At 38.9% G+C, this 23363-nt stretch carries 23 protein-coding genes; 12 read left to right on the top strand and 11 right to left on the bottom strand.

Translation table 11 applies throughout. The features are described 5' to 3' along the window. Positions 1 to 12 precede the first annotated feature (12 nt). Positions 13 to 372, bottom strand: coding sequence for a hypothetical protein (locus BTA34_RS07175; protein ID WP_151435054.1), 360 nt, complete (start codon positions 370 to 372; stop codon positions 13 to 15). Between the two features lie 75 nt (positions 373 to 447). Continuing rightward, positions 448 to 1845, bottom strand: a complete 1398-nt coding sequence (gene fumC, locus BTA34_RS07170) for a class II fumarate hydratase (protein ID WP_075673810.1) — start codon at positions 1843 to 1845, stop codon at positions 448 to 450. Between the two features lie 579 nt (positions 1846 to 2424). Between fumC and BTA34_RS07165 the strand changes: the two genes are divergently transcribed. Further along, positions 2425 to 4116 (top strand): YdgA family protein, encoded by a 1692-nt coding sequence (locus tag BTA34_RS07165; RefSeq protein WP_151435053.1) that lies wholly within the window; start codon positions 2425 to 2427, stop codon positions 4114 to 4116. Positions 4117 to 4240: 124 nt separating this feature from the next. Here BTA34_RS07165 and BTA34_RS07160 read toward each other — a convergent pair whose 3' ends face one another. Next, the gene (locus BTA34_RS07160) at positions 4241 to 5206 is read right to left on the bottom strand and encodes a VWA domain-containing protein (RefSeq protein WP_151435052.1); all 966 of its coding nucleotides are present in this window, start codon (positions 5204 to 5206) and stop codon (positions 4241 to 4243) included. A gap of 668 nt (positions 5207 to 5874) precedes the next feature. Here BTA34_RS07160 and add point away from each other — a divergent pair. Together add and BTA34_RS07150 are read left to right on the top strand one after the other, a co-directional pair. Next, entirely contained in the window at positions 5875 to 6876 is a 1002-nt protein-coding gene (gene add / locus BTA34_RS07155) for an adenosine deaminase (protein WP_151435051.1), read from the top strand. Between the two features lie 135 nt (positions 6877 to 7011). Beyond that, positions 7012 to 7455 carry a hypothetical protein gene (locus tag BTA34_RS07150; RefSeq protein ID WP_265576291.1) on the top strand — a complete coding sequence of 148 codons (444 nt, stop codon included), beginning with the start codon at positions 7012 to 7014 and terminating at the stop codon, positions 7453 to 7455. A 96-nt stretch (positions 7456 to 7551) separates the two neighbouring features. On the opposite strand, the gene BTA34_RS07145 is transcribed toward BTA34_RS07150, so the two are convergent. Both BTA34_RS07145 and BTA34_RS07140 read right to left on the bottom strand, forming a co-directional pair. After that, positions 7552 to 8541: a bile acid:sodium symporter family protein gene (locus BTA34_RS07145; RefSeq protein WP_151435050.1), complete on the bottom strand. Its 990-nt coding sequence runs from the start codon at positions 8539 to 8541 to the stop codon at positions 7552 to 7554. Between the two features lie 22 nt (positions 8542 to 8563). Continuing rightward, entirely contained in the window at positions 8564 to 9607 is a 1044-nt protein-coding gene (locus BTA34_RS07140) for an oxidoreductase (RefSeq protein WP_151435049.1), read from the bottom strand. A 130-nt stretch (positions 9608 to 9737) separates the two neighbouring features. Between BTA34_RS07140 and BTA34_RS07135 the strand changes: the two genes are divergently transcribed. The 9 genes from BTA34_RS07135 to BTA34_RS07095 all read left to right on the top strand — a co-directional run bounded on the left by BTA34_RS07135 (position 9738) and on the right by BTA34_RS07095 (position 19047). Continuing rightward, positions 9738 to 10205, top strand: coding sequence for a DUF2569 domain-containing protein (locus tag BTA34_RS07135; RefSeq protein WP_151435048.1), 468 nt, complete (start codon positions 9738 to 9740; stop codon positions 10203 to 10205). A gap of 94 nt (positions 10206 to 10299) precedes the next feature. Next, complete coding sequence (gene rsxA / locus BTA34_RS07130) at positions 10300 to 10881, top strand: electron transport complex subunit RsxA (protein WP_006536930.1); 582 nt, start codon at positions 10300 to 10302, stop codon at positions 10879 to 10881. Further along, entirely contained in the window at positions 10881 to 11507 is a 627-nt protein-coding gene (rsxB, locus tag BTA34_RS07125) for an electron transport complex subunit RsxB (protein WP_151435047.1), read from the top strand. The genes rsxA and rsxB overlap by 1 nt, the downstream gene beginning before the upstream one ends. Beyond that, on the top strand, positions 11500 to 13905 hold the full coding sequence (rsxC, locus tag BTA34_RS07120) for an electron transport complex subunit RsxC (protein ID WP_151435046.1): 2406 nt from the start codon (positions 11500 to 11502) through the stop codon (positions 13903 to 13905). The genes rsxB and rsxC overlap by 8 nt, the downstream gene beginning before the upstream one ends. Before the next feature lie 6 nt (positions 13906 to 13911). Further along, positions 13912 to 14988: an electron transport complex subunit RsxD gene (gene rsxD, locus BTA34_RS07115; protein WP_151435045.1), complete on the top strand. Its 1077-nt coding sequence runs from the start codon at positions 13912 to 13914 to the stop codon at positions 14986 to 14988. 15 nt (positions 14989 to 15003) lie between these two features. Beyond that, positions 15004 to 15630 carry an electron transport complex subunit RsxG gene (rsxG, locus tag BTA34_RS07110; protein ID WP_151435044.1) on the top strand — a complete coding sequence of 209 codons (627 nt, stop codon included), beginning with the start codon at positions 15004 to 15006 and terminating at the stop codon, positions 15628 to 15630. A gap of 1 nt (position 15631) precedes the next feature. Continuing rightward, entirely contained in the window at positions 15632 to 16336 is a 705-nt protein-coding gene (locus tag BTA34_RS07105) for an electron transport complex subunit E (RefSeq protein WP_151435043.1), read from the top strand. A 12-nt stretch (positions 16337 to 16348) separates the two neighbouring features. Further along, on the top strand, positions 16349 to 16987 hold the full coding sequence (gene nth / locus BTA34_RS07100; protein ID WP_109372352.1) for an endonuclease III: 639 nt from the start codon (positions 16349 to 16351) through the stop codon (positions 16985 to 16987). Between the two features lie 113 nt (positions 16988 to 17100). Then, positions 17101 to 19047 carry an exoribonuclease II gene (locus BTA34_RS07095; protein WP_151435042.1) on the top strand — a complete coding sequence of 649 codons (1947 nt, stop codon included), beginning with the start codon at positions 17101 to 17103 and terminating at the stop codon, positions 19045 to 19047. Positions 19048 to 19316: 269 nt separating this feature from the next. Here the strand turns inward: BTA34_RS07095 and BTA34_RS07090 are convergent, their stop codons facing one another. The 6 genes from BTA34_RS07090 to pgpB form a co-directional block, all read right to left on the bottom strand. Continuing rightward, entirely contained in the window at positions 19317 to 19727 is a 411-nt protein-coding gene (locus tag BTA34_RS07090) for a hypothetical protein (protein ID WP_151435041.1), read from the bottom strand. 101 nt (positions 19728 to 19828) lie between these two features. Beyond that, positions 19829 to 20152 (bottom strand): stress response translation initiation inhibitor YciH, encoded by a 324-nt coding sequence (gene yciH / locus BTA34_RS07085; protein WP_151435040.1) that lies wholly within the window; start codon positions 20150 to 20152, stop codon positions 19829 to 19831. A gap of 29 nt (positions 20153 to 20181) precedes the next feature. Further along, on the bottom strand, positions 20182 to 20913 hold the full coding sequence (gene pyrF, locus BTA34_RS07080; protein ID WP_151435039.1) for an orotidine-5'-phosphate decarboxylase: 732 nt from the start codon (positions 20911 to 20913) through the stop codon (positions 20182 to 20184). Positions 20914 to 20958: 45 nt separating this feature from the next. Continuing rightward, entirely contained in the window at positions 20959 to 22128 is a 1170-nt protein-coding gene (gene lapB / locus BTA34_RS07075) for a lipopolysaccharide assembly protein LapB (RefSeq protein ID WP_151435038.1), read from the bottom strand. A gap of 12 nt (positions 22129 to 22140) precedes the next feature. Next, positions 22141 to 22398: a LapA family protein gene (locus BTA34_RS07070; RefSeq protein ID WP_409282946.1), complete on the bottom strand. Its 258-nt coding sequence runs from the start codon at positions 22396 to 22398 to the stop codon at positions 22141 to 22143. 225 nt (positions 22399 to 22623) lie between these two features. Continuing rightward, a complete protein-coding gene (pgpB, locus tag BTA34_RS07065; protein WP_151435036.1) occupies positions 22624 to 23337 on the bottom strand; it encodes a phosphatidylglycerophosphatase B in 714 nt (237 codons plus the stop codon). Positions 23338 to 23363 lie beyond the last annotated feature (26 nt).

Below are 23363 nucleotides of genomic sequence, written 5' to 3'. Positions count from 1 at the left end.
AATAGAGAATTCTTATTTCTCGATAAGCTTAATGGAGCTTCCTTGAAGAATTTGCTGAAGATAATCATTAAGCTGAACAAAGTGATTGTCTTCAACATCTAAATGGATTGTTATCACCACATTATCTTTTAATACAAGGATAATATTTTTTCGATCAAGAGTAATTTTTTCGAGCGTATTAATAGCTTCAATATCAGATAAATGGGTCATTAAACCAATTGAATTATCGATATCTTCATCTTCTTCATCAAATCTTGAAAGAATAATAAAATGATCGGGAGAAACAGCATCATCCCCTATTCCGATAATGGTGACATCATCTTCGACATAGCAATTAACTTCTGTCGCAGTAAACGTAATTTCTTCAGTCATTATTTTTCCTATAAGATCTAAAAATCCCGCCATTATAGCGGGATTTAATATCGGTTAAATAAGTGTATTTAACACTTATTTTTTCATGCTACCAACCATATCTTCTGGACGTACCCAGCTATCGAATTCTTCCGATGTTAAGTAGTTCAGTTTCAATGCTGATTCTTTTAGCGTTAAGCCTTCTTTATGCGCTTTCTTAGCAATTTCAGCAGCTTTATCGTAACCAATATGAGTATTTAACGCAGTAACTAGCATTAATGATTCATGCAGTAGTTTATTAATACGTTCACGGTTTGGCTCAATACCAATTGCACAGTGCTCATTGAAACTACGCATACCATCAGCCAGTAAGCGAACTGATTGTAAGAAATTATCAATGATCATTGGGCGATAAACATTCAGTTCAAAGTTACCTGATGCGCCACCAATATTAATAGCAACGTCATTACCCATTACTTGAGCACATAACATTGTTAATGCTTCACATTGTGTTGGGTTAACTTTACCAGGCATGATTGAACTGCCTGGTTCGTTTTCTGGGATAGCGATTTCGCCAATACCACAACGAGGACCAGAAGCTAACCAACGCACGTCGTTAGCAATCTTCATTAATGATGCAGCTAAACCTTTCAATGCACCGTGTGAATGAACTAATGCATCACAAGTTGCTAATGCTTCAAATTTATTAGGCGCGGTTACAAAAGGCTGACCAGATAATTCAGCGATACGTTTAGCAACACGAACAGCATATTCTGGATGGGTATTTAATCCCGTACCCACGGCTGTACCACCGAGCGCTAATTCACAAACATGAGGAACTGAATCATCGATATGTTTGATGCTGTGCTCAAGCATAGCAGCCCAACCGGAGATCTCTTGACCTAATGTCAGTGGTGTCGCATCTTGCAGGTGAGTACGACCAATTTTAACGATGTCATGGAAAGCTTCGGCTTTCTCTTTGAATACTTTCAGTAGTGATTTTAATTCTGGCAGTAAATCCTGACGTAATGCAATAACAGCAGCGACATGCATGGCAGTTGGGAACACATCATTTGAACTTTGACTTTTGTTAACATCGTCGTTCGGATGGATTTTGCGTTCCATGCCACGGATACCACCAAGTATCTCACTACCACGGTTAGCTAACACTTCATTCATATTCATGTTTGACTGAGTGCCAGAACCGGTCTGCCAGATTGCTAATGGGAATTCAGTTGGGTGTTTACCTGCAAGCACTTCATCTGCTGCTGCGATAATGGCATCAGCGCGCTCTTTTGGTAATAAACCTAAATCCATGTTAACACCTGCGGCTGCTTTCTTGGTGATAGCAAGCGCATGGATAAGTGCAACAGGCATTTTTTCAACTGAAATACGGAAGTGTTCAAGAGAACGCTGCGTTTGAGCTCCCCATAACTGGTCAGCAGGTACTTCGATTTGCCCCATTGAGTCTTTTTCAATGCGAGTGGCTGCCATTTCAATCTCCTTAAGTACACAGAATAATTGATTAATTCCGAATCACTTTCTAGTAACTAACTCGGATACCAGTATCATGCCATAAACAGAATAATAAATATGAGAGCTAAAGCGAGCTTATGAAATTTATAACAGAATGAAATCTGTTGATTTTTTGGAAAAATACGGTTAGCAATCTTATTTTCCTACTAATATTATTACTTAAGCTTGCATATTTATATCCACATTTATTATGAGCCTTTATTATTCATCATAAATAGAATTACATCACAATTAAATATTGTCTTAATCTAAAAGTGAGTAAGAAAAAAGAATTTTAATCCTTAATTAAATTATCTTATAAATCATATTCATTTTGCTTTAAACTCATTATGTTAGCGATTAACTAAGTAAGTTCTGATTGCGATTTTATTCCACTAAATCTATATTTACAGTTAATATAGATGGCGATGTATATATGTGGATTATCTATATTTAAATTTAGTAAAATTTATCACCAATTTATCGGGTTGTTTAAGGGTTACAAAACAGCCTTTATAACGTACATCGCCAGATGTACACAGAGGATGGACTAGAATTATGAAGAAATCGCTTGTCGCTGTTGGTGTTATCGTCGCACTTGGTGTTGTTTGGACTGGTGCGTCGTGGTACATGGGCAGCAAAATTGAAAGTCGCTTACAGGAAGAAACGAAACTAGCTAATGAACAATTGGCGCAACTTGCTAAAAAAGCACAGTTTGGTGCTGATGTAAAACTTGAAATTCGTGACTATAAGAAAGGGGTTTTCACCTCTAATGCAGACTTTGTTGTCGTGATTTCACCAGATACTAGTGACGCAGACGCAGACCAAGAAAAAAAAGTAGAAGAAGTTGTCTTCTCTACTGATATTGACCATGGTCCATTCCCTCTTTCTGATCTGGCTAAATTTAATTTGGCACCAAAATTAGCGGCGATGAATAATACGTTGGTTGATAACAACTCAACAAAAGAGTTATTCAAACTGACAAAAGAAAAATCTATTCTTAGTAGTCACACTTCTTTAGCTTTCGATGGTGCAGTATCTGGTACTGCGACACTAAATTCTATCGATTTTGCTGAAAACGGTGGCACAGTTAAAACGACGCCTATCACTGTTGAGTTCTCATCTGACAAAAATGCAACAAACTTTGCAACCAAAATTAAAGGTGATCAAGTTGTTGTGACTAAAGATGGTGAAGAAACTTTCACAATTAAAAATATTTCAGGTTCTATTGTTGGAACAAAAATTAACGATGATCAGTACTTATTTAATGAACAATTATTAAATTTTGCTGAAATCGCACATACCAGCAAAGACAAAGCCTCTGATTTCTCGCTGAAAGATTTTTCTCTGACAACAAAAAGTGATATCAAAGATAAGCTCTTTAATATCTCTCAAACTTATTACTTTAAGTCACTGAATGTTGCAGGGCTAGAATTTGGTGCCGGTAAATTTGGCTATTCAATTGATAAAGCTGATCCCGATGCGATGCTGTTATTAACCAAAGTTTATAACAACTCATTGTTACCGTGGAATAAAAACCATTTCGACAATTCAGAAATAGTTGAACAAGCCGTTCGTGATGTTCTGGAAAAAGGCTTAGTTTTCCGTATCGATGAAGCCTCTTTAACAAATAAAAGCGGTGCAAGTAAGTTAACCTTTAACTTAGACTTAAATGCTTTTAACGTTAAAGTATTAGAAAGCCAAGAGAAATCACCAGCAGAGTTATTTAACTATCTGTTTAAAAACATTGATTTCAATGTTGATTTATCTCTTCCGATGTTAGCTGAATTCCGTAACACCACTCAATATCTTGATGCAGCTCGTTACCAAGAAACCGCATTAACAGATGAAGAGAAAAAAGAGATCGAAGTAGCAACAGCGGCTGATATTGAACAGTTGAAAAATGAGTTACAGCAAAATATCAACCAAATTTCTCAAGACGAGAAAGATGCATTACCTCTGATGTTACTTGCTAAAGATAGTAACGCATTAAGCATGAAACTGAACTATGCTGCTGATAAATTTACCATGAATGGTAAAACGTATACTTTTGATGAGTTTATGGAAGTGACCCAAGCGCCTCAAATGTTAGGTTTAGCAGCAATGTTATTCGGCATGGGCGCATCATCTTATGATTACGATGATTCTGATTATTCAGAAGAAGGTTATCAAGAAGAGATGACAGAAGATCCAGCAATTATCGAAGAACAAGACATTTTAATTCCTGAGCAACCAGCACAAGCTCAATAATTAATCTATTGTTAGAACGATAAACTGTTAGAACGGTAAGCTGTTAAAGCAATAGTCTGTTCAAACAATCAATAAATACCCCATTTGCATAATGGGGTATTTTTTTAGCATCGTATTTTAATTATCAATCACAATCTTTAGCCGGAAGCTGGCGATTCCCCCATTCATCTTTACAGCAAGAATCAATGGTTTTATTAATTATTTCTGCCAGTGTATTTACTGTTGAAATAATAGAAGCTAATTGTTCACAAACATGGCTACAGCTAGATTTTTTATCATGCGGTTTAGGAATTTTTGGTAACGTCAAACTATCACAGAGAATTTCTTGTAATACTAAAGAGAAATTCGCAATACCTGTGGTGTAAATATAAGAGCGCCCTCCTGTTTGCTCCGCTAAACGTACATACTCTTTTGTAACGCGATCTCTATCAGCCACACTTGGGAAACGATCGATGTTCGTTACACTATCGTCTGGTGTTCCTTGGTAGGTATATACTTTGACTTTTTCATGTTGAGCAACTGCAATCGCTTCGTCATTTTTTATCTTTGCAGCGTTGGTCAATACGCCTCCGCCACCTTCCATACCTTCATCACCCAAAACAAAAACAGCACGACGAGCGCCATCACGCCAATCAAAATGCTTACTTAAATCAATCACTGCACGACATAAGTCTTCTTTATTACCCGCATGATCACGCCCATCAGCCTCTTTAAAAGGCTTTCTTGCCTGTAAGCGACTTTCAGGTACGCCTAGCCCTTTTAAATAGTCACTAGCTGATTGATCAAATTTAGTATCATCCCATGTACCTTCAATACCTAAAAAAGTTACCCGAAGTTTTGATGGGCACTTTTCCAGTGCTTTTTGTATTGCAATATCAATATCTTTACTTAAATCTGACGACTCATCGGCCATTGAACCACTGGTATCAATAACAACAACTAAATCTAATGCAATGGCACCATCACCGGTAACGACTTGTGAGCCATAAGTAAGATTATTTGCAGATGAAGGCGGAAGTATTTTAGACATTAATTCGTCTTGCACTTTATTAATTTTATTTTCAAAATTGAAATCAGAATTCTCATTCATATTTATATGCCTTGATTTTAAATAATTAGGTTTCTATTAAAAAGCCATCATGTAAATAATTATATTCAGTTGAATATATCTATTTAACAGCAACCTATTATGGCGTTAATTTCCTATTCTTTATTCCTTATTTAATAAAAGAGATGTTCTATTTTTTAGTTCTATTATATTTATGCAAATACATTAAAATAAAAACAAACCGTATTTGCTTTATAAAAAGAATATTTTCATTTTTATCTAACTACTTTAAACCGAAGAAAACAAATCATCTATTAAATAAAATCATAACGAAATGATATTTCAGTTATTTTTTTACTCATTTTGCTCCATTAAACCTATCAAAATAACTGATAAGATATTTCAATTATAATGATAAATGTTTTTAAACTTAACATCCAATGTATCAATTTACTTGATAATACACGTCAATTACATTGAATGTTATTGCTAATAAATAAACACTTCTTTTTTCTATCTTTTATTTTTCAACTTAAAAGTGAGAAAAAACGGCATTTTTAGTTTTAAAAATAACCAATTTAAGTTTATTTATTAGTGAATAAAATAAAAATCAGTCATAATAATCTGCAACTCATTTATATTTACCCAATTATAAGAAAATCACTATAAACGATAGATTTTCATTATTTCTATTAAAAGGAAAATAACACGTGATTGACACACAGTTGCCTTTAACCGATTTACATCGCCATTTAGATGGTAATATCCGCCCTCAAACTATTTTAGAGTTAGCAAAACAACATAACATTGCGCTACCCGCTTACGAATTAGAAGCATTGCGCCCTCATGTACAAATTACAAAAAATGAGCCAAGTCTCGTTAGCTTCTTACAAAAATTAGATTGGGGTGTAGCGGTTTTAGCTGACTTAGACGCATGTCATCGTGTTGCTTATGAAAACGTGGTGGATGTGGTTAATGCAGGTATCGATTACGCTGAACTGCGATTCTCACCTTATTATATGGCAATGAAACATCAATTGCCGGTTGAAGGTGTCGTGGAAGCCATTGTTGATGGTGTACAAAGCGCACTGCAATCACACGATGTAGATATTCGTTTAATCGGTATTTTAAGCCGTACCTTTGGTGAAAATGCCTGCCAACAAGAGTTAAATGGCTTACTAAAACATCAAGATAAAATTACAGCACTGGATTTAGCCGGTGATGAATTAGGTTTCCCTGGTCATTTATTCCAACCTCATTTTAATCGCGCTCGCGATACTCACTGGAATATTACGGTTCATGCTGGTGAAGCCGCAGGAGCAGAAAGTATTTGGCATGCTATCAAAGAATTGGGCGCAAGTCGTATTGGCCATGGTGTTAAAGCAATTGAAGATCCACGCTTAATGGACTACCTTGCCGAGCATCAAATTGGTATTGAGTCTTGCCTAACGTCAAATATTCAAACCAGTACCATCAATTCGTTAGCAGAACATCCTTTAAAAACATTTTTAGAACATGGCATTATTGCCTCTCTTAATACCGATGATCCTGCGGTTGAAGGTATTGAGTTAAAACATGAATATACCGTTGCTGCCCCTGCTGCTGGATTAACGCCAGAGCAAATCCGCCAAACACAAATTAATGGCTTAAAAATGGCATTTATTAGCCAAGCAGAACGTGACGCATTAATTAAGAAAGTAAGTTCACGCTAATACTTTATCGCTTTTTGATTAAAACCATCTGTTTATCAGGTGGTTTTTTTATCTTTATTGAAAATAAATGGAATTATTAATGGCTCTTAGACTAGAATTAATCTTCAAGGGGTCATTTATTATTAAGGAAAAACGATGTGGAATATTCATCCGACAAGAGGTCAATATAAATTATTAGCACAATATCTATCACCACTTGATGCTTCTATTGAAGCAGGTTTTCTTCAATCAGAAGGCATTGATGCGATCCTTTTAGATGAAAATATTGTTTGGAATAACCAAGTATATGCTCAAGCAACTGGGGGCGTAAAATTACTCGTTAACTATAAAGAGTTTGAACAAGCACAGGCAATGCTTAAGGCGCTTTACCAAGGTAAATATACTATTAACGACCAGTTAGAACCCATCGATAGTGAATTAAAGGTTGATGTGAAAAATAATAAATCTGACTATTTAAATATGGGTTTTGTGTTATTAATTTATCTTGTATTTGGCTTACCACTTCCTTTTAAATCTCATTCCCCGTCATTGGCAGATGAAAAAGAAAATAGTGAAAATCATGATATTCATAACAAATAAAAAAGCACCGATACAAAGTTAACTCGATGCTTTTTCTTATTTATTTGATAATCAATATTTAATTAATTTTATTGATTATCCACCAGCTTAAATTCGTTATTTCTTTTTAGCGTCTTTAGCTTGATTAGCATAGCGCTGTGCTAACACCGCACAAACCATTAATTGTATCTGATGGAATATCATTAATGGTAATAACATTACTCCAACAGTCGCTGCAGGAAATAATACATTCGCCATAGGAACACCATTTGCTAAGCTCTTTTTAGAACCACAAAAAACAATGGTGATTTCATCTTCTTTATTAAAACCAAGCAATCTTGCACTGTACACGTTCACAAAAATAACAATCGCTAACAGAATACAACTCACTACGGCAATCAGTAATAGCGACCAACCATCAATTTTATGCCAGATCCCTTCAACAACGGCCTCACTAAATGCCACATAAACCACCAGCAAAATAGAAGAACGATCCGTTCTATTCACTAATTTCTTATGCTTATCAACCCAACGACCAATTAAAGGACGTGATAAGTGACCAATAATAAAAGGTACCATCAATTGCAGTAAGATAGATTGAATCGCCCCTGCTGTATCAAAATCACTGGCAGAACCTTGCGTTTGCATTAAAAAACCGACTAATACGGGTGACAGAAAAACACCCAAAATACTAGATGCAGACGCACTACAAATCGCAGCGGCAACATTTCCCCCAGCCACAGAAGTAAAGGCAATGGCAGATTGAACCGTTGCAGGCAACGCACAAAGATATAAAAAGCCCATATAGACAGTGGGTGACATCCATTCAGGCACAATAACTTGCAAACCCAGCCCTAAAATTGGGAAAAGAATAAAAGTGCTAGTAAACACGGTAAGGTGTAAACGCCAATGTCCCATTCCTGCTAGTATTGCTTCTCTAGACAGCTTCGCACCATGCAAGAAAAACAGCAGTGCTATCGCAGCGGTCGTAAGATATTGGAACAGGATTTTAATATCGCCTTGTGCGGGTAGTAGTGTTGCCAGCGTCACCACACAAATCATAATCATGAGGAAAGGATCGAGTTTTAGTTTTTGCCACCAAGACATTAGATTTAGCGCTCCTTTTTGCTTATAGCGTTATAGTTTGTTTTAAACGATTAGAAATTTCGCCAGCTTCAATCAAACGCATAATGGCTGTTGCTTGTATTGGCGTAACCGGGTTTTCTTCACCCAATGTAATTGCACGATAAATTTGTTGATAGTAAGCAGGATAATCACCAGAAAGTGTAGTGAGTGTGGTTGTTTCTAACTCACCAGACTCTGATAGTATTGTTAGTTCACCATCATTATTGTCCATTCCCCAATTATAAGTTTGATTAGGAAGATAACCGGCTTTTAAGGCATCTTCTTGGGTATCTAAGCCATACTTAACATAGCTTCCTTTTGTCCCATGAATAGCAAAGATAGGTGTCGGTGATGCAACTAACATAGAAGCATGAAGAACAACTCTAAGATTGTCATATTCTAGTAATGCATGAAAGTAATCAGCATTTTTTGCATTAGGACGTAATTGAGCAATATCAGCAGTAATCGCTTTAGGTTCACCAAATAGACAAACCGCTTGGTCAAGAACATGAGGCGCAAGATCGTACCAAAGCCCCCCACCAATTCCTGCATCTTCTCGCCAACGTTGACGAACAACTGGGCGAAAACGATCAAAGTGCGCTTCATATGCACTGACATGACCTAGTGTTTTATCAGCTAAAAGCTTTTTAACAGTTAAGAAACCAGAATCCCAACGGCGATTATGAAAGACGGAAAGAAGTTTACCGGCATCTGTTGCTTGCTGAGTCAATTTTTCAGCTTCTTCTAGTGTCAGAGTAAACGGTTTATCAACAACAACATGCTTACCTTTGTCCAGAGCCTGTGAAGCCAGTGAATAGTGAGTATTATTCGGTGTTGGAATAATGATTAAGTCTATTGAGGGATCATTAATCAGTGCTTGAGGATCAGCATAAACCGTAATGTGAGGAAAATCTTGTTTAACTTTATTTTCATCAGAGCTTGAAATTGCACTAAGATTTAAGCCTTCGGTTGTTGTTATTAGCGGAGCATGAAAGGTTTTACTGGCATAGCCATACCCGATAATTCCAACATTAAGTTTAATTGCCATCACCCTATCCTATTTTTAGCTGTTTTTTATTAACAAAAATCACTTTCACTTTTGTAGCTAAATAAATAATAACAAAGTTTGTGATAATATCCCGTTTAGTTCTATACATACGAGTAGGAATAATTAATTAATGAAATTTGATCTCAAAGCAAACACGTCGAATAACCTTTCAGGAAAAGCGCCTATTACAGGGTGGTTGCTTGCGCCATTGGCGTATATGATCTTGTCGATTATTGGCTCTGGGTTGATGTCGGTTCTCTATGTTATTAAATATTTTTCAGATTTTTCGATCCTCCACCAGCTTCCTTTTCATGTAATCTCAAGTTGGTATCTTTCTGCATTAACAACCTGGGTGATGTTCGCCTTCACGTTATATCTGTTAAGACAATTTTTTTATCGCGCTCAAAATTTTCCACGTCTATTTATTTTGTGGTTACTGATTAACTTACTCTTAGCCATTAAAAGCTTTGGTTTTGCTCCTGTTGACGACCAAACAGCGCTAAAATCCCTTCTATGGTCAGTCTTCTCAACAGTCTGTTTTGTGCCTTATATCAAATATGCTAAGCGTGTTCGTGAAACTTTCACACAACTTCGATAACCCCGCATCTTTACCCTTGATATTATATACGCTTGTTTAGCCTCTTTATTTCTGGAGGCTTTTTGTTTCTCTGTTTAACAATTTTGGCATAACAATGACTGATTACTTGCTTCTATTCGTCGGCACCGTATTGGTGAATAACTTTGTACTCGTCAAATTCCTAGGTTTATGCCCATTTATGGGTGTATCAAAAAAATTAGAAACCGCGATCGGAATGGGATTTGCGACGACCTTTGTTATGACGCTCGCCTCGATTAGTTCTTGGCTGATGGATAATTTTATTTTAGTTCCTTTGGACTTACTTTATTTACGCACACTGAGCTTTATCTTAGTTATTGCAGTAGTTGTTCAATTCACTGAAATGGTCGTAAGAAAAACAAGCCCTACACTCTATCGTTTGTTAGGGATCTTCTTACCATTAATTACCACAAACTGTGCCGTCTTAGGTGTTGCGTTATTAAATATCAATCAAGCCCACACATTTATGCAATCAGCTGTGTATGGTTTTGGTGCAGCGGTGGGATTCTCTCTTGTGATGGTATTATTTGCCGCTATTCGAGAAAGATTAGCTGTCGCCAATGTACCTGCGCCATTTAAAGGTGCTTCAATTGGTTTAATTACCGCAGGTTTAATGTCTCTTGCCTTTATGGGTTTTAGTGGTTTGGTGAAACTGTAATGAATTCTTTATGGATAGCAATTGGCGTACTAGGTGCGCTAGGTCTTATCTTTGGACTAATTTTGGGCTATTCCGCACGTCGTTTTAAAGTGGAAGAAGATCCTATTGTCGAAAGAATTGACGCAATATTACCGCAAAGCCAATGCGGGCAATGTGGTCATCCTGGGTGTCGCCCTTATGCAGATGCAGTTGCAAACAATGGTGAGATGATTAACCGTTGTGCGCCGGGTGGCGAACAAGTGATGTTAAAAATAGCTGAATTGATGGGGGTTGATCCTCAACCGCTTGATGGTGACGAAGAAGCGTTAAATCCAATTAGAAAAGTTGCCTTAATTGATGAAGATAATTGCATAGGATGCACTAAGTGTATTCAAGCCTGTCCTGTTGATGCCATTGTGGGCGCAACACGAGCTATGCATACTATTATTGAAGACTTATGTACTGGGTGTGATTTATGTGTTCCCCCTTGCCCTACTGATTGTATAACCTTGGTTCCTGTCAAAGTCACAACCTCTAACTGGAAATGGGATTTAAACACAATCCCTGTTAAAAACATTCCAGCAGAGCCTGAAGAAACACCTGAAGATGAACCGTCATTAAAGACGGAGGATAACGCTCATGTTTAATCTCTTTTCGTTATTTAAAAAAGATAAAATCTGGGATTTTAAAGGCGGTATTCATCCTCCTGAAATGAAATTACAGTCAAGTCGTACACCTATGCGCATAGCGCACTTACCTGATGAAGTCATTATTCCTATTCATCAGCACTTAGGTGTACCGGGTCAACTTTGTGTCAACGTAGGTGAACATGTATTAAAAGGGCAACCGCTGACAAAAGGGATTGGCAGAACATTACCTGTACATGCCTCTATTTCAGGTACGGTCATAGCAATAGAACCCTTTCCAAGTGCTCACCCTTCTGGATTACCTGAAATTGCGGTAAGAATTCAGTCTGACGGTAAAGATGAATGGCGAGAAAAATCACCTATCATCAATTACCAGTTAGAAAGCAGAGATACATTACTTAGCCGTATTCATGAAGCCGGTATTGCAGGATTAGGCGGTGCAGGATTCCCAACCGCATCAAAATTAAAAGGTGGTGGCGATCTCGTTAAAACATTGATAGTCAATGCAGCAGAATGTGAACCTTATATCACCGCTGACGATCGCTTAATGCAAGAACACGCTGATGAAGTGATTGCAGGATGTCAGGTATTAATTCACCTTCTCTCTCCTAATGAAGTCTTAATTGGTATTGAAGATAACAAGCCTGAAGCCATTGAGGCATTAAAACACGCCTTAAATGCAGTACCTGATGAAAAACGTATTTTCATTCGTGTTATCCCAACAAAATACCCATCAGGCGGTGCTAAACAACTTACCAAGATCTTAACGGGTAAAGAAGTACCATCAGGAGGTCGTTCATCTGACATTGGCGTTTTAATGCAAAACGTAGGTACGGTCGTTGCTATCAAACGCGCAATTATCGATGATGAGCCTTTAATTGAGCGTGTCGTCACCGTTACAGGTAATGGAGCAAAAACACCGGGTAACTTCTGGGCGCGTTTAGGTACACCCATTTACTCGTTATTAAAACAAACGGGCTTTGTAGCAGGCTCTGAACAAATGGTGATTATGGGTGGGCCATTAATGGGCTTTACCTTACCAGACTTAAATGCCCCTGTTGTTAAGATAACGAACTGTCTACTTATCCCTTCCGTTGAAGAGATGGATACAGATAACCTTGAAGAAGCCTGTATCCGTTGTGGTCATTGTGTTGATGCTTGCCCTAGTGGTTTGTTACCTCAACAACTTTACTGGTTTAGTAAAGGTAAAGAGCATGAGAAAGCACAACAACATAATTTATTTGATTGTATTGAGTGTGGTGCATGTGCATTTGTTTGCCCAAGTAATATTCCACTCGTTCAATACTACCGCCAAGAAAAAGCAGAAATACGTGAAATCGATGCAGAGGCAAAGCGCGCGGCTGAAGCCAAAGCACGTTTTGAAGCGAAAAAAATACGTATGGAGCGAGAAAAACTTGAACGTGAAGCAAGACATCAACGCGCAGCAGTTAAACTCGATGATACTGAACAGAGTGAAGTTCAATCCGCACTCTCTCGCGTAAAAGCAAAACAAAATATCGGTAAAATTATTTCTGTTAAAGCAGGTGAAGAGCCAGATAACGCAGCCGCTATTGCCGCTCGTAAAAAACGGAAAGAAGAAGTCAGAGCAAAACAAGCAGCTAAATTAGCACAACAAAAAGCACTAGAAGCATCAAGTGAGAATACAGCGAGTGAGAGCGAAGATGCTGATCCGCGTAAAGCTGCCGTTGCTGCCGCATTAGCTCGTGTTAAAGCCAAGAAGGCACAGCAAGCTTCTCAATCTTCAACCGTTGAAGCGCCTGTTCAAAATGCCGAAGCAGAAGAAGTCGATCCGCGTAAAGCTGCCGTTGCTGCCGCATTAGCTCGTGTTAAAGCCAAGAAGGCACTGCAGGCTTCCCAAGCTTCAACTGATGAAGCGCCTGTTCAAAATGCTGAACCAGAAGAAGTCGATCCACGTAAAGCTGCCGTTGCCGCCGCTCTTGCTCGCGTTAAAGCCAAAAAAGCACAACAAGCTTCCCAATCATCTTCAACCGATGAAGCACCTATTCAAAATGCTGAAGCAGAGGAAGTCGATCCACGTAAAGCTGCCGTTGCTGCCGCATTAGCTCGCGTTAAAGCCAAAAAAGCACAACAAGCTTCCCAATCATCTTCAACCGATGAAGCACCTATTCAAAATGCTGAAGCAGAGGAAGTCGATCCACGCAAAGCTGCCGTTGCTGCCGCAATTGCTAGAGTAAAAGCGAAAAAAGAGGCTTTACAAGCTCCAACAGAAACAACTACTGATGAAGCGCCTGCTCAAAATGCTGAACCAGAAGAAGTCGATCCACGTAAAGCTGCCGTTGCTGCTGCAATTGCTAGAGTAAAAGCAAAAAAAGAAGCCGAACAACGTCGAGCTAAAGAAGAAGTTACCTTGGACTAATCACAGATGAAATTCAGACCAATACAAAATAACAACAGTAAATTAAAAATTGCGAGTTCACCTTTTACGCATAATCAACAGTCCACCAGCCAAGTCATGCTATGGGTAACGTTAGCTGCCTTGCCGGGGATCTTAAGCCAAATCTATTTCTTTGGCTTAGGCACCCTTTACCAAATTGTGTTAGCGATTATCGTAGCGCTTGTTACTGAAACACTGTGTGTAAAACTCAAAAAAGAAGATCCCTTACTTTATCTGAAAGATAACTCTGCACTTCTTACTGGTGTATTGCTCGCCATTAGTATTCCGCCTTTAGCACCATGGTGGATCATTGTATTAGGTACTTTTGTTGCCATTGTTATCGCAAAACATATTTATGGTGGCTTAGGACAAAATCCATTTAACCCCGCAATGGTGGGTTATGTCGTTTTACTGATCTCATTCCCGGTACAAATGACATCTTGGATGCCTCCCGTTGAATTACAGGCAGTCTCTTACAATGTCATGGATAGCTTAAGTATCTTCTTTACAGGGCATACATCATCTGGCTTAACGCTTGAAGATTTAAGACGCTCTGTTGATGGCATTACACAAGCAACACCTCTTGATAGCTTTAAAACAGGTTTATTAACTCACTCTATTAACGAAGTCTTAGCGACACCTATTTTACAAGGTGAATTTGCGGGCATTGGCTGGCAATGGGTGAATGTAGCTTATTTAGTCGGTGGATTAATTTTGCTATATAAACGCATTATTAGCTGGCATATCCCTGTTGCCATGATTTCTGTTTTAGCATTATGTTCTGTGATTAGCTGGGGTATTGATCCTACGCGTTATTCACAACCGCTATTACAACTCTTCTCCGGTGCAACAATGTTAGGCGCCTTCTTTATTGCGACTGATCCGGTTAGTGCCTCAACCACCCCTAAGGGGCGCTTAATTTATGCAGGTATGATTGGTTTATTAGTTTGGGTTATACGCGTTTATGGTGGATACCCAGATGCAATCGCCTTCTCGGTATTGCTTGCCAATATCGCTGTGCCACTCATTGATAGCTATACACGCCCTCGTGTTTACGGACATTAATCCAAGGAGAAAATGATGATCGAAATCTTAAAACGTCATGGGTTAACATTAGCTATCTTTGCTGCCTGTACGACAGGTTTAACTGCGGTGGTTTATCACTTAACGGCAAATACCATTGCAGAACAAGTCTCTTTAGAGAAACAAAAATTATTAGATCAGGTGATCCCACAATCAATATATAACAACAATCTTTCTAAAGACTGTTATCTGCTGATGGCTCCTGAATTAGGAAATACCAAGCCCCATAAACTTTATGTTGCCCGTTTAGACGGTAAACCTGTTGCTGCCGCATTAGAATCTACTGCGCCAGATGGATATTCAGGAGCAATAGAGCTTCTTGTGGGTGCTGACTTTACAGGAAATGTACTTGGTGTGCGTGTTACCGCACACAATGAAACACCAGGGTTGGGTGATAAAATTGAAACACGAATTTCGGACTGGATCACAACGCTGAGTAATAAATTCATTTCTAGTGAAAACGATCCACACTGGGCAGTAAAAAAAGATGGTGGCGATTTTGATCAATTTACGGGCGCGACGATCACCCCTCGCGCTGTCGTCAACTCATCAAAACGTACTGCGTGGCTAATACAATCTTTACCAGAGAAGTTAGATACACTCTCTGTCTGTGAGGCAAATTAATATGAACTCAATTAAAGCGCTCTTTTCTCAAGGGTTATGGACCAATAACTCAGCTTTAGTTCAACTACTGGGTTTATGTCCTTTACTTGCCGTTTCTTCTACTGCCACTAACGCATTAGGCTTAGGGCTTGCAACAACATTAGTGCTCTTTTGTACTAATGTGGCGGTTTCAAGTTTACGTCGTTGGGTTCCTTCTGAAATTCGTATCCCAATTTATGTTATGATAATTGCGTCTGTCGTCAGTGCTGTGCAATTACTGATCAATGCGTATGCCTACGGCTTATATCAATCTTTAGGGATCTTCATTCCATTGATCGTCACTAACTGTATTGTTATTGGTCGTGCTGAAGCGTTTGCCGCTAAAAATGAAGTCTTTCCTTCCGCTATTGATGGTTTAGCAATGGGATTAGGCGCAACCGCGGCACTCTTTGTTTTAGGTGCAATACGTGAAGTTTTAGGTAACGGCACATTATTTGATGGTGCAGATTTACTATTAGGTGAATGGGCGCAAGTATTGAGAATTGAGATAGTACATTTAGACTCACCCTTCTTACTTGCCATTTTGCCACCGGGTGCTTTTATCGGCTTAGGCTTTATGTTAGCAGCAAAATACCTGATCGATGAAAGACAGAAAAAGCGCAGCACTTTGACAACGAAAACTTACGAAAAAGAACAAGGCTGTGGTAGTCATATCGTCAAAAATTAATTTGTGAGCATAATGAATCAAGCAAAACGTATTGAAATTCTAACTCGGTTGCGCGATGACAATCCGCAACCAACGACAGAGCTAAAATTTGACTCTCCGTTTGAACTATTGATCTCCGTGTTACTCTCTGCACAAGCAACCGATGTGAGTGTAAATAAAGCAACAGCCAAGCTTTACCCCGTTGCCAATACACCACAGGCAATACTGAATTTAGGTGTTGATGGCCTTAAGAAATACATTAAAACCATCGGTCTCTATAATACTAAAGCTGAAAATGTGATTAAGACGTGTCAAATCTTAGTCGATAAACATAACAGTGAAGTACCTGAAAACAGAGAAGCCCTAGAAGCCTTACCCGGCGTCGGTCGCAAAACCGCTAATGTCGTTTTAAACACGGCATTTGGCTGGCCAACAATCGCTGTCGATACGCATATCTTTAGAGTGAGTAATCGCACAGGTTTCGCTCCAGGTAAAAATGTCAATGAAGTTGAACAAAAGCTGTTAAAGGTTGTTCCAGCAGAGTTTAAAGTTGATTGCCATCATTGGCTTATTCTTCATGGTCGTTATACCTGCATTGCACGAAAACCACGGTGTGGCTCTTGTATTATTGAAGATCTTTGTGAATTTAAAGAAAAAACAGATCCTGAGTAAAAATTTGTCGATTTGTCTGTTTTTATGATGCGATATTACTTGCGTCACTACACACAATCGAATAAAACTATTGCCCACTTTTATTATTAAAACTGCCGACTTTCCGGAAAAATATGTTTCAAGACAATCCGCTGCTTGCACAGCTAAAACAGCAACTCCATGCCCAGACACCGCGCGTGGAAGGCCTTGTAAAGGGAACAGATAAAGGCTTTGGCTTCCTTGAAGTTGATGGTCAGAAAAGCTATTTTATTCCCCCTCCGCAAATGAAAAAAGTGATGCACGGCGACCGAGTTATTGCTGCCGTTCATACAAACGGTGATAAAGAATCGGTTGAACCTGAAGAATTAGTCGAACCTTTCTTAACACGTTTTGTCGGTCGTATTCAGAAAAAAGAAGGTGACAACCGTCTGTGGATAATCCCAGATCACCCGCTTTTAAAAGACGCCATTCCTTGCCGCCCTGCTCAAGGCTTAACACATAGCTTTGTTGATCAAGATTGGGCTGTTGCCGTTATGCGTCGTCATCCACTGAATAAAGGTGATAAAGGTTTTCAGGCTGAAATTACAGACTATATTACCGATAAAGACGATCACTTTGCGCCTTGGTGGGTAACCTTAATGCGTCATCAGCTTGAACGTGATGCACCTGAAATGAGTGACGAAGCGCTCACACTACATGACACTTTACCTCGTGAAGATCTGACTTCTCTCTCCTTTGTCACTATTGATAGTGCTTCAACAGAAGATATGGATGACGCCCTCTTTATTCGTAAAGAAGAGAACGGTCAACTCACACTCTTTATCGCTATTGCAGATCCAACCGCTTATATTCTGCCTAACAGTGAATTAGATAAAATTGCCGCACAACGTGCGCTAACTAACTATCTACCAGGCTTTAATATCCCAATGTTGCCTCGCGAACTATCAGACAATATTTGCTCATTACGCCCTAATGAGAAACGTCCTGCATTAGTTTGCCAAGTTAACATCACTGAAGATGGCGCTCTGCTTGAAGATATTCATTTCTACTCTGCATGGGTAGAATCAAAAGCTAAACTGGTTTATGACAACATTTCAGATTGGTTAGAAAGTGAAAACGCCCAATGGCAACCTGAAAATGAAATGGTTCATGAGCAAGTGATGTTATTAAAAGAGATGTGTGAAAAACGTCATGAATGGCGTGAAAAACATGCTCTGGTCTTTAAAGAACGCCCTGATTACCGTTTTATTCTTGATGAAGGCGGCAATGTTTTAGATATCGTTGCAGAAAAACGCCGTATCGCAAACCGCATTGTTGAAGAAGCAATGATCACCGCCAATATCTGTGCGGCAAAAGTGCTGGCGAAAAACTTAGGTTTTGGCGTTTACAACGTTCATACAGGCTTTGATCCACTTTATATCGATCAAGTTGTACAGACTTTAAAAGATAACGGAATTGAAACTACGTCTGAAAGTTTATTAACGCTTGAAGGTTTCTGCCAATTGCGTCGCGAGCTTGATAATCAGCCAAATCAGTTCCTTGATAGCCGTATTCGCCGCTTCCAAAACTTTGCTGAAATCAAAGCAGAGCCTGGTCCTCACTTTGGTTTAGGATTAGAAGCTTACGCAACATGGACTTCACCTATTCGTAAGTACAGTGATATTTTAAATCACCGTTTGCTCAAAGCGATTATCAGTAAAGAAAGTGCTGAAAAACCACAAGAAGAAGATGGCATTCGTATTGCAGAGCGTCGCCGTGCTAACCGTATGGCAGAGCGTGATGTAGGTGATTGGTTATATGCACGTTTCTTAAAACCTTTTGCTGGCACTGAAACACCATTTAATGCAGAAATTATCGATATTACGCGTGGTGGTGTTCGTGTTCGTCTAGTTGAAAACGGTGCTGTTGCCTTTATTCCTGCACCATTCTTACATGCTGTACGTGATGAAATTCAATGTAGCCAAGAAACAGGCACCGTCATTGTAAAAGGTGAAACTGCTTATAAGCTCAATGATATCATTCCTGTACGCATTGAAGATGTAAAACTAGAAACACGTAATATCGTCGCTCGCCCTATCTAATACGGCTTAAATCGGTATACAAATAAGGCTGATAGTTCACTTAGAACTATCAGCTTTTTTATATCTTTAATTTCTAGTCAAACTAGCGATAAAAAAGGATCTTAAAAAAAGGAAATGCTTTTATGATGCATTGATATTTTCTCTGCGTCATAAATTTAATAAGTAATAGAAAGTATAGAATGAAACACAAAAAATAGGTGACATTGTCACCTATAATCTTACTTATCGACTTCGCTGCCTTATGAATGGTTAATCAGTTTTATGAACGATTAATCAGGGTGACCAGTGATTGTTATTTTAGTGCCTTTCTGATCTTCTTCTAACAATAATTCAGTAAAACCACCCGCGAACTGTTGCTCTATCATTAATTTCTGCGGATTTTCCCATTTATAATCAACAGAAACACCGTCTTTTGTATACTCTTTTTGGATGTTATTGTTCACCTTAATGGTTTTTACAAGATAATCTTCATCATGCTCATTAACATATTTTTTATATGCATCTGCAATTGAAAGCCCTGTGTAAACACAATCTGTTATTGCGCCATTCTCATAAACGTCATCCATGGTCTGTTCAGGTGAAGAGCAATATTTATCATGAACAACCCTGTTCTCAGTTTTGGTTTCTGCAAAAAGCGCAGAAGAATATAATAGTGCGCCAATCATCAAATACGCTTTCATAAAATACCTTTTAAAAGACATCTATTAGTGACAATAAAAAATGCGCTAACCTCAATAGAAAATCAGCGCACTATCATTCATTTCGTTGCTATCTCGCTAAATCAGCCACCAGCCAGTTTAACTTTCATGCCTTTGGCTTCTAATAGCGATTTAATTAAATCACGTTTATCACCTTGGATCTCGATTAAACCCTCTTTGACACTACCACCGCAGCCACATTTTTTCTTCAGTTCAGCCGCAAGTTTGGCTAACTCTGCATCATCCAGATCGATACCTGAAACAACGCAAACACCTTTGCCTTTACGTCCACTAGTTTGGCGTTGAATACGCACAATACCATCACCGGCAGGACGTACTGGCTTTTGTTCTTCTTCTTTTATACGACCCGTATCTGTGGAATAAACCAAACGAGAGTTATTATCCATGTTAATTACATACCTTGTATATATTCGTCTTACTTTAATATAGAACGATTAATTTGTTGCAATGTTTCATGAGGGTTATCGCTACGAGTGATAGGACGACCAATCACCATATAATCAACACCCACTGCAATAGCTTGCTCTGGTGTCATTACGCGACGTTGATCGCCAACATCACTTCCTGTTGGACGTATCCCCGGAGTGACTAATAAGAAATCATCACCACAAACTTGTTTAAAACGTGTTGCTTCATGTGCAGAGCAGACAACACCATCAAGACCACAAGATTTTGTCAGTAACGCTAAACGTTCTGCTTGTTCTGCGGGCGTCAATGTTATTCCCAATTCAATTAAATCTGATTGATCCATACTGGTAAGTACAGTCACTGCCGTTAAAAGTGGTGCATCCTTACCAAAGGCAGCAAGGCTCTCTTTGGCAGCACGCATCATACGACTTCCGCCACTCGCGTGTACATTGACCATCCATACACCGAGATCAGCTGCAGCAGCGACGGCTCTTGCAACCGTATTGGGAATATCATGGAATTTTAAGTCGAGGAAAATATCAAACCCTTCTTTTTGTAATTGAGTCACAAATTGAGGTCCAAAACGGGTAAACATCTCTTTACCAATTTTTAAACGACAAGACGAGGGATCGATACGCTGTGCAAAATCTAATGCACTTTTTTGGTCTTCATAGTCTAGTGCCACAATAACGGGCGCGCAGGTAAGCTCGGGCGATTTTTTATCACAATGAAATGACATTTTAGGGCCTTTATTTATAGAGAGACTATTAAAAAAGTGACATCGTCACTGACCATCTAAACCGCGAATAGGCTTAACGGTATCCCATGAACGACAGGATGGACAATGCCAATATAATGCATGAGAGGTAAAACCACATTTATGGCAACGATAATCTGGTTTCGTGCGAATTTGTTCACCAACCATATAGCGCAATAAGATAAGGCTCTCTTTGGCGCGTCCTTCTTCCGCTTCTGCTAAATGGTAACGCATTAAACGATAGAACAAGCGCATGGTTGGATGACGCTCTAATTGACGATTAATGTATAACTGAGCCGCTTCAATGCCCTCTTTAGCTTCAATAATGTCAGCAAGGTACAGCTCCGCAATTGCACCACAATTACTATCTACACATTGACGTAAATAAGTTTCCCAACGAGAAGTATCGCCTAGAGTCTGAAAACATTCAAAAAGCATAGGTAAGGTTTCACTGACCATCTCTTTATCTTGCTCAATGACTTTCATTAAAACATCGATAGCTTTTTGTTTATCATCACGAGCAATATAAATACGACCATACATAATTGAAACACGGGCGCAGAGAGGGTCCATTTGCCCTGCTTTTTGCAACAAATTAAGCGCACTATCAAGATTATCACTGCTCATTTCTTGAAGTGCTAATTCACAATAAAAATGCGAAATTTGTTCTTTTAATTCATGCTGACCTAATTTAACCAGTTTTTCAGCCGTTTCTATGGCCTTTCCCCAATCGCTGGTTAACTGGTAAATAGCAAGCAACGATTGTAGTGCGCTTTGGCGAAATTCTTGTTCATCAATAAGCTGCTGAAACATATTTTCAGCACGATCGTAAACACCCGCCGCCACATAATCACGACCTAACTGTTGAACAGCAAGCAGACGTTGATCAAAGGACAGTGCAGCACTTTCCATTAACGATTGGTGGATACGAATAGCACGTTCGACTTCGCCACGAGAGCGAAAAAGATTACCTAAAGTAAGATGGGCTTCAAATGCTGAGCTATCTTCTTTAAGCATTTCGAGGAAAAGATCAACCGCTTTATCTTGTTGATCAGAGAGTAAAAAGTTAACACCCGCCACATACTCTCGTGACAGGCGGTCGGCGTTCTGCTGTTTATCTTGTTGAGCGCCACGACGCCCCATATACCAGCCGTAAGCCGCAGCGACAGGTAATAACAGAAACAGCAATTCTAGCATCAGCTATCGTCCTTATTTCGTAGCAGAAGCAACCGTTGGGCGACTTTCTTGGTTTTCTTGTTTTGTTTGGGCGCTTTCAAGACGTTTAATTTTACGTTTTGCTCGGCCTAATGATAAACGAGCGCGTAGATAAAAAACACCACTTACAATCCAGCCAAGCACAAAGCCCACACCGAACAAGGTAGCTAACAAGGTAGAAATACGATACTCACCTTGAGCAATAAGATAATTAAATGTGACTACCTGATCGTTATTGGAGCCTAAAGTCATGGCAATCACCACGATGGCAAGAACAAGAATAACCAAAATAAAAAGTAGGACTTTTTTCACATTATTTCCTTTTTTATTCTCTTTTCTTTAGTAGACAGATAAAGGTAGCATTTTCACTGCGCACAAAGAAAGTCATTTCTTAGAGACATCTGATTTTCGTATATTTTTTCACATAAATACTGAAAAAGACATTCTGTATCTCAAAAATAAGGGCTATTGTCAGGATTAGAGCCATAAACGCCGCTCAATCACCTTAAATGCACACCAAACCAACACTGTGCTGATAAGAATACCGACAATCACATCAGATGCCCAGTGCATTCCTAATACAATACGCCCTACCGTGACATTAATTCCCCATAATAACCCGAGTGACGCTAAAAAATAATGGCGACGCAACATAAAAAGGGCAAAAACAAATAATGCGAGTGTGGCTGAAAATAAACTATGACCAGACGGAAAAGCATAACCTGTTTCAGCTTTCCAATGTTTAAGCTGCCATTTGGGGATCACAGGTGAATGAATTAATCCATTTTGAAGCAATTGTTCTCGCTCAGATCTTGATACTTGATAAAACGCCTCTGGGGTAATGTGCAAATTTTCACTCACCCAAACAACATAAGGGCGAGGCTCTTTAACTGTATTTTTAACCGCAACCTTAATTAATTGCCCAATAGATAATGTAGCAATAATTATCACTGCTAATTGAATGAAATGGTTAAGTTTCAATTTCAAAACCATAAAGAGTAACGCTAACACAACAATAACCGTCACTGTCCCCCAAGGTTTTGCGGCACTATCTGCTATCCATAATGTACTTATACCGCCTAAAGGGTGATCGGTAGGTTGCCATTGCCAACCTAATATCAACACAGCACTTGGTATGATTAAGAGCAACATACTACCTAATAGGATCAACTTTGTTACTTGCTTATTCAATATATTGCCTTTTCTTAAATACACAT

This window comes from Proteus sp. CD3, assembly GCF_008808075.1.
GTDB classification, from domain to species: Bacteria; Pseudomonadota; Gammaproteobacteria; order Enterobacterales; family Enterobacteriaceae; genus Proteus; species Proteus appendicitidis.
Note: the sequence above shows the minus strand (reverse complement) of the source record. Positions and strands in the feature narration are given on the sequence as shown.